Genomic DNA, 6,849 nt, shown 5'->3' with positions numbered 1-6,849 from the left:
GCCGAAGACGGCGAAGCGCGCCGAGACGATGTCGACCATGGCGAAGTGCCCGACCATGCGCGGCACGACGAACACCAGCCCCCAGAGCGCCCCCGCGCCCAGGCCGGCCGCGACCCCGAACCAGGCGCGCGGGCTCAGAGTGCGAACCCGTCGTCGGCGGCGATCACGGCGCCGTTCACGAAATGGCTCTCGCCGCTGGCCAGCAGCACGATCAGGCCGTCGAGGTCCTCGGGCTTGCCCACGCGCTTGCGCGGCAGCATGCTCACGAGCTTGGCGCCGCCCTCGGTGCTCCAGTGCGATTCGTTGATCTCGGTCTCGATGTAGCCCGGGCACAGCGCGTTGACGTTGATGCCGAAGCGGCCCCATTCGAGCGCCATGGCCTTGGTCATCTGGATCAGCGCGGCCTTGCTCATGGCGTAGACGCCGATCTGCGGCAGCACCTTGAGCCCGGCCACCGAGGCGATGTTGATGATGCGCCCGCCGATGTAGGTGCCCGGCGCGGCGCCCTTGGCGCGCGCCAGCATGCGCTTGCCGACCTCCTGCGCGACGAAGAAGGAGCCCTTGAGGTTGGCGTCGAAGATGAAGTCGTAGTCCTCGGGCGTCACGTCCTGCAGCCGCTGGGTGGTGCTCACGCCCGAGTTGTTGACCAGCACGTCGATGGCGCCGACCTCGGTCTCGGCGCGGGCCACCGCGGCCTTGATGCTGGCTATGTCGGTCACGTCGAGCTCGACCACGTGGGCGTCGCCGCCCTCGCCCTGGATGCGCGCGCGCAGTTCCTTGAGCTTGTCGACGCGCCGGCTCGCGAGCACCACGGCGGCACCGGCGCGCGCCAGCGTTTTCGCGAACTGCGCGCCGAGGCCGCTCGAGGCGCCGGTGACGAAGGCCACGCGGCCCGAGAGATCGATGCTGTACGCCATGGAGTGCTGTTCCTGTGGAGTCGCGAAGGCGACGTGAAAACACGGGCGACACGCCCCGCGGGGGCGGCCCGTGGCGCCCGCATAAAATGCCCGGCAGCCACGAAGCGCCAGTGCCTCCCATCATATCGACGAGACCCCCATGACCCACGACGAAATCCTTGCCCAGTACGGTCCCCGCGAAGCCATGGAGTACGACGTCGTCGTCGTCGGTGGCGGGCCGGCCGGACTCTCGACCGCGATCCGCTTGAAGCAGCTCGCCGCCCAGCACGAGAAGGAGGTCTCGGTCGTGGTGCTCGAGAAGGGCTCGGAGCCCGGCGCCCACATCCTGTCGGGCGCCATCATGGACCCGCGCGCGCTCAACGAGCTGCTGCCCGACTGGAAGGAACTCGGCGCGCCGCTGAACCAGCCCGTGACCGACGACGCGATGGTGTTCCTCGGCGAGAAGGCCAGCCTGCGCACGCCCAACGCCTTCCTGCCCGACTGCTTCCAGAACCACGGCAACTACATCATCAGCCTCGGCGCCTTCACCAAGTGGCTGGCGCAGCAGGCCGAGAACCTCGGCGTCGAGATCTTCCCGGGCTTCCCGGCCGCCGAAGTGCTCTACGACGAAAAGGGCGCAGTGCGCGGCGTCGCCACCGGCAACATGGGCGTGGGCAAGGACGGCGAGCCGACCGAGAACTTCCAGCTCGGCATGGAGCTGCTGGGCAAGTACACGGTGTTCGCCGAGGGTGCGCGAGGCCACCTGGGCCGCCAGCTGATCGCCAAATTCAAGCTCGACGAGGGCAAGGACCCGCAGACCTACGGCCTGGGCGTCAAGGAAGTCTGGGAGATCGATCCCAAGCGCCACGAGCCCGGCTTCGTGCTGCACACGGCCGGCTGGCCGATGAAGAGCGACACCTACGGCGGCGCCTTCCTCTATCACATGGAGGACAACAAGGTCACCATGGGCTTCATCACGGGCCTGGACTACAGCAACCCCTACCTGAGCCCGTTCGAGGAAATGCAGCGCTGGAAGCTGCATCCCAACATCCGCTGGTATCTCGAGGGCGACGAGGCCAAGGGCATCAAGCCCGCCAAGCGCATTGGCTACGGCGCGCGCGCGATCACGGCCGGCGGCCTGCAGTCGCTGCCCAAGACGGTGTTCCCGGGCGGCGCGCTGGTCGGCTGCGAGGCCGGCTACCTCAACGTGAGCCGCATCAAGGGCAGCCACGCCGCGATCAAGACCGGCATGCTGGCCGCCGAGGCCGCCTTCGACGCATTGCAGGCCGGCCGCCAGCACGACGAGCTCACGGCCTACCCCGCGGCCTTCGAGAAGAGCTGGCTGCATGCCGAACTCAAGAAGGCGCGCAACTTCAAGGCCTGGTTCAAGAAGGGCCTGCTGGTCGCGACGCTGATGAACGGCATCGAGCAATGGCTGCTCAAGGGCAACATCCCCTGGACCCTGCGCCGCACCAAGCCCGACCACCAGTACCTGAAGCCGGCCGCGGAATGCCAGCCGATCGCCTACCCCAAGCCCGACGGCAAGCTCACCTTCGACCGGCTCTCGAGCGTGTTCATCAGCAACACCAACCACGAGGAACAGCAGCCGGCCCACCTGACGCTGAAGGATGCGTCGGTGCCGGTCAACGTCAACCTCGCGAAGTTCGCGGGCCCCGAAAGCCGCTACTGCCCGGCGGGCGTGTACGAGTTCGTGCCCGACGAGGCCAGCGCGGGCAAGCAGCGGCTGCAGATCAACGCGCAGAACTGCGTGCACTGCAAGACCTGCGACATCAAGGATCCGACGCAGAACATCGTGTGGGTCACGCCCGAAGGGGGCGGTGGGCCCAACTACGTGGGGATGTGAGGTCTGTTTTCTGGGGCCCTCTTCGGAGGGCCTTTTTGTTTCTGGTCGTTCTTGTTCGGGACGCGTGCACAGGACAGCGGGTACTTCCCTCCGCGAATGTCCCCCGGCCTGCGGCCTCCTCCTTGATTTCGCTGCGGGAAGCACCCGCTGCCCTGCGCACGGGAAGCGCTGCGGGGCTGTCGGTCAAGCGAGGTACGTGGCTACCTCTTCGGCCGTGAGGAAGCGCACTACCGTCACCTGTGGCTTCTGCTCCGAATGGAAGGCCTGGTTGAAACCGTTCCAGCCGCGCGCGGGCTTGTCCTCGGTCTCCAGCGCGACGAGCACCAGCCGCCCCTGCCGACGCGCGTTCTCTCGCAACGTCCCCTCGCCCCAGGCCCAGGCCATGCGGTCGACGAGTTCGCCACCGGCATAGGCCTTAGCCTGCAGCCAGAGATACTGCGCCGAGTCGCTGTCGCGCGGCTCGTCATCGGCACCGAGGCGGTCGGCCAGCGGCTGCCGGATGCCCAATGTCTCGGCATGCACGCTGAACAGATCCTGCAGCAGCGAGAAGGCGTGGAAGTTGTTGTTGATGCCGTGGGCGCGCACGATCATCCCGGCGTTCGAGGCGGGCAGCAGCACGACCAGTTCGTCCTCGTAGGCCATCTGTGCGGCGCGGTGCAGGAAATGCAGTTCCTCGAAGGGCAAGGTGCCGTTGACCGACAACGCCTCGATGCGCTCGCGCAGCGCCTCGTCTGCCAGCAGTTCGCGATGGTTGCGCACATCGCGCATCAGCATCGCCATCAGCGGCAGCACCAGCAAATCGACCGCCTGCCGGCTCGCCTCGACCTGCAGGCGCTCGGCCGGCGGCAGCGCCTCGACGGCGGCTTCGGCGGCGCGCCAGGCGAGGACATCGGCCGGATCCTCTTCGGGCGCTTCTTCTTCATCGTCCTCCATCGGCTCCGCGGCGCAATGGGGTGCGAGCGATGCGAGCAGTTGGGCCAGGCGCCGCAGCGCCGCCGGAAACAGCAGCCGCGGATCGGCGCCGTTCTCCACCAGCCCGCCGCAAAGAATCGCGAACAGCGCGGGCGCGCAGTGGATGCAGTTCGGGCAGCAGCGAGGCCGCGGCCTGCAGCACCTCGTCGCCCGTGCCTTCCTTCACCGTGGCGCGGTAAAAGTCGGACACCGCATCGTGGTCGTAGAAGCTCGCCTGCGCATCGAGGTCGTCCTCATGCAGCACGGGCAGGCGCAGAACGTCGAGAAAATCCTGAGGCAACGCTTTCATGCGCGAGAGCGTAGCGCAGCCGCCCCCGCCGGCCCGATGCGTTCGTACTTGGTCACGCAATGCATGCCGTGCCCTTGCTCGGCCACGAACAGGCTGCCATCGGCCGCGCCCCACAGGCCATGGCCATACACGCCGAAAGTGCGAAAGCGCCCCAGCACCGCGCCCGAGAGATCGAGCCGGCTCACGCGCGGCGCCTGCTCGGTCACGAACACCTCGCTGCCGTTCGACCAGATGTCCATCGGCCGCAGCAGGCCGGTCCACTGCGTCAGATAGCGGCCCTCGCGGTCGAAGAGCTGGATGCGGTCGTTGTCGCGGTCGCACACGGCCACGCGGTCATCGGACAGCACCCACACGCCATGCGGCGTCGAGAACTCGCCGGGCCCCTGCCCTACACCGCCCCAGGTCTGCAGATGCCGCCCCTCGGCCGAGAAGCGATGGACGCAGGCATTGCCATAGCCATCGCTCACATAGATCTCGCCGTCGGGCGCAACCGCCACGTCGGTCGGATGATTGAACGGCGCACCCCAGCGCGGCGCATTGAAGTGGCCGAGTTCGAAACGCGTTTCGAGCGCGGCATCGAGCGCCAGCACCTGATGGGCGTCGTACGACACGAGGTAGACGTTGTCGGCCCCATCGATGAAGAGACCGTGGCCGCTGGTGAGCCTGGGGTTTTCGTAGACCGTGTCGAGCTCGCCATCGGGTCCGTAGATCAGCAGTTGCGGTGCCGAGCGCTGCAGCACGAACACGCGGCCGCGGCTGTCGAGCGCCAGTTGGCTGATCACGCCGACATTGCCGCGTGGTGAAGGCTTCTGCCAGGGGCGCACCATTCGGTAGTCCGACTGGCCGTCGGTCATGAAGAAATCTGGTGCTTCGTTGGGTGGCATGGGGATTCTTGTGTCGGGAATCCTCAAGCCTAGGGTCATCGCTGCCTTGCGTCCAACCAGTTTTTCTGTTGGCTCGGGATGGTTTTTCTTGTTGAGGTTCGGGGCGCGTGCACAGGACAGCGGGTACTTCCCTCCGCGAATGTCCCCCGCCTTCGGCTCCTCCTTGATTTCGCTGCGGGAAGCACCCACTGCCCTGTGCACGGGGGCGCTACGGTAGTGCCAGCCGATCAACTACTGCGCGTCTGGCGCGCGTCGGCGGGGTACTCCCCGCAGCGAAATAAAGGAGGAGCCCGAAGGGCGGGGGACATTCGCGGAGGGGAGTACCCCGTCGGCGCGCGCCCGCCCCCAACCTCAATCCAAAGCGCCCCAACCGCCCCCACCAGGCGTCTCGATCACGAACACATCCCCCGCCCCCATCTGAACCTGCCCGATGTGATCAAGTGCCTCGACGCTCCCATCGGCCCGCTCGACACGGTTGATCCCCACCGCCCCAGCATCACCTCCTGCACCACCGAACGCACCATGGTGCCGCCCATTGCTGAGGATCGAAGCCGTCATCGGTGCCAGGAACCGAACCCGCCGCACACCCCCGTCACCACCACGCCAGCGCCCCGCTCCACCCGACCCCGAACGCAGGCTGTAGCTGTCGAGCCGCACCGGGTAGCGGAACTCCAGCACCTCCGGATCGGTGAGCCGCGAATTGGTCATGTGGGTCTGGACCACGCTCGTGCCGTCGAAGCCCTCGCCCGCGCCCGAACCGCCCGAGATCGTCTCGTAGTACTGGTGCGCGCCGTCGCCGAAGGTGAAGTTGTTCATCGTGCACTGGCTCGCCGCCATCACGCCGAGCGCACCGTAGAGCGCATTGGTCACGCAGCTCGAGGTTTCGACGTTGCCGGCCACCACCGCCGCGGGCGGCAGCGGGTTCAGCATGCAGCCGCTGGGCACGATCACCTCGATCGGCTTCAGGCAACCCGCGTTGAGCGGAATGTCGTCGTCGACCAGCGTGCGGAACACGTACAGTACCGCCGCCATCGTGATCGCGCGCGGCGCATTGAAGTTGTTCGGCAGCTGCGCGCTCGTACCGCTGAAGTCCACCGTCGCCGAGCGTGCCGCCGCGTCGACCTTCACGCGCACCTGGATGCGCGCGCCGTTGTCCAGCGGCAGCACGAACTCGCCGTCCTTCAGCGCCGTGATCACGCGACGCACCGACTCCTCGGCGTTGTCCTGCACATGGCCCATGTAGGCCGCCACCGTCTCGCGGCCGAACTGCGCCACCATGGCCTGCAGCTCCTGCACGCCCTTCTCGTTGGCCGCGATCTGCGCGCGCAGGTCGGCCAGGTTCTGCTCAATGTTGCGCGAGGGATGCGCGCCGCCGCCGAGCAATGCGCGGAGTTCGACCTCGCGCAGCCGGCCGCCCTCCACCAGCTTGAAGTTGTCGATCAGCACGCCCTCCTCGCCGATGGTCTTCGAGAACGGTGGCATCGAGCCCGGCGTGATCCCGCCCACGTCGGCATGGTGGCCGCGCGAGGCCACGTAGAACGAGGGCCGCGCATCGGCCGCGTCGAGGTAGACGGGCGTCACCACCGTGATGTCGGGCAGGTGCGTGCCGCCGTGGTAGGGGTCGTTGAGCACGAACACGTCACCGGGCTTCATGTCGGGGTTGCAGGCGATCACGGTCTTGATCGACTCGCTCATCGAGCCCAGGTGCACCGGCATGTGCGGCGCGTTGGCGATCAGGTTGCCCTCGACGTCGAACAGCGCGCACGAGAAGTCCAGCCGCTCCTTGATGTTGACCGAATAGGCCGTGTTCTGCAGCCGCAGCCCCATCTGCTCGGCGATGTTCATGAAGAGGTTGTTGAAGACCTCGAGCATCACCGGGTCGGCGCGGGTGCCGATCGCATGGCTGGTGGCACGCTCGCGCACGCGGTGCAGCTCCACGCCGTC

Annotated in this window: 6 protein-coding genes; 1 reads left to right on the top strand and 5 read right to left on the bottom strand. The window is 67.4% G+C overall.

Translation table 11 applies throughout. The features are described from left to right. Positions 1-134 precede the first annotated feature (134 nt). Positions 135-917, bottom strand: coding sequence for an SDR family oxidoreductase (locus tag AC27VN_RS28370; protein WP_490878697.1), 783 nt, complete (start codon positions 915-917; stop codon positions 135-137). Between the two features lie 139 nt (positions 918-1,056). Between AC27VN_RS28370 and AC27VN_RS28365 the strand changes: the two genes are divergently transcribed. After that, entirely contained in the window at positions 1,057-2,760 is a 1,704-nt protein-coding gene (locus AC27VN_RS28365; RefSeq protein WP_490878696.1) for an electron transfer flavoprotein-ubiquinone oxidoreductase, read from the top strand. Between the two features lie 183 nt (positions 2,761-2,943). Here AC27VN_RS28365 and AC27VN_RS28360 read toward each other — a convergent pair whose 3' ends face one another. The 4 genes from AC27VN_RS28360 to AC27VN_RS28345 all read right to left on the bottom strand — a co-directional run. Continuing rightward, entirely contained in the window at positions 2,944-3,693 is a 750-nt protein-coding gene (locus AC27VN_RS28360; protein WP_490878695.1) for a hypothetical protein, read from the bottom strand. Beyond that, complete coding sequence (locus AC27VN_RS28355) at positions 3,680-4,021, bottom strand: hypothetical protein (protein ID WP_490878694.1); 342 nt, start codon at positions 4,019-4,021, stop codon at positions 3,680-3,682. The genes AC27VN_RS28360 and AC27VN_RS28355 overlap by 14 nt, the downstream gene beginning before the upstream one ends. Next, on the bottom strand, positions 4,018-4,905 hold the full coding sequence (locus AC27VN_RS28350; RefSeq protein WP_490878693.1) for a 6-bladed beta-propeller: 888 nt from the start codon (positions 4,903-4,905) through the stop codon (positions 4,018-4,020). The genes AC27VN_RS28355 and AC27VN_RS28350 overlap by 4 nt, the downstream gene beginning before the upstream one ends. 351 nt (positions 4,906-5,256) lie before the next feature. Continuing rightward, a partial coding sequence (locus AC27VN_RS28345; RefSeq protein ID WP_490878692.1) for a hydantoinase B/oxoprolinase family protein occupies positions 5,257-6,849 on the bottom strand: 1,593 nt, incomplete at its 5' end.

The sequence above is a fragment of the Variovorax sp. 20P10.2.4 genome (assembly GCF_058244205.1).
The sequence above is the reverse complement of the archived record's forward strand: the minus strand, read 5'-3'. Positions and strand labels throughout refer to the sequence as shown.

Coding starts and splice junctions, on each gene's coding strand:
- AC27VN_RS28360 (WP_490878695.1), bottom strand. CDS start 3,693: ATGGAGGACGATGAAGAAGAAGCGCCCGAAGAGGATCCGGCCGATGTC.
- AC27VN_RS28365 (WP_490878696.1), top strand. CDS start 1,057: ATGACCCACGACGAAATCCTTGCCCAGTACGGTCCCCGCGAAGCCATG.
- AC27VN_RS28350 (WP_490878693.1), bottom strand. CDS start 4,905: ATGCCACCCAACGAAGCACCAGATTTCTTCATGACCGACGGCCAGTCG.
- AC27VN_RS28370 (WP_490878697.1), bottom strand. CDS start 917: ATGGCGTACAGCATCGATCTCTCGGGCCGCGTGGCCTTCGTCACCGGC.
- AC27VN_RS28355 (WP_490878694.1), bottom strand. CDS start 4,021: ATGAAAGCGTTGCCTCAGGATTTTCTCGACGTTCTGCGCCTGCCCGTG.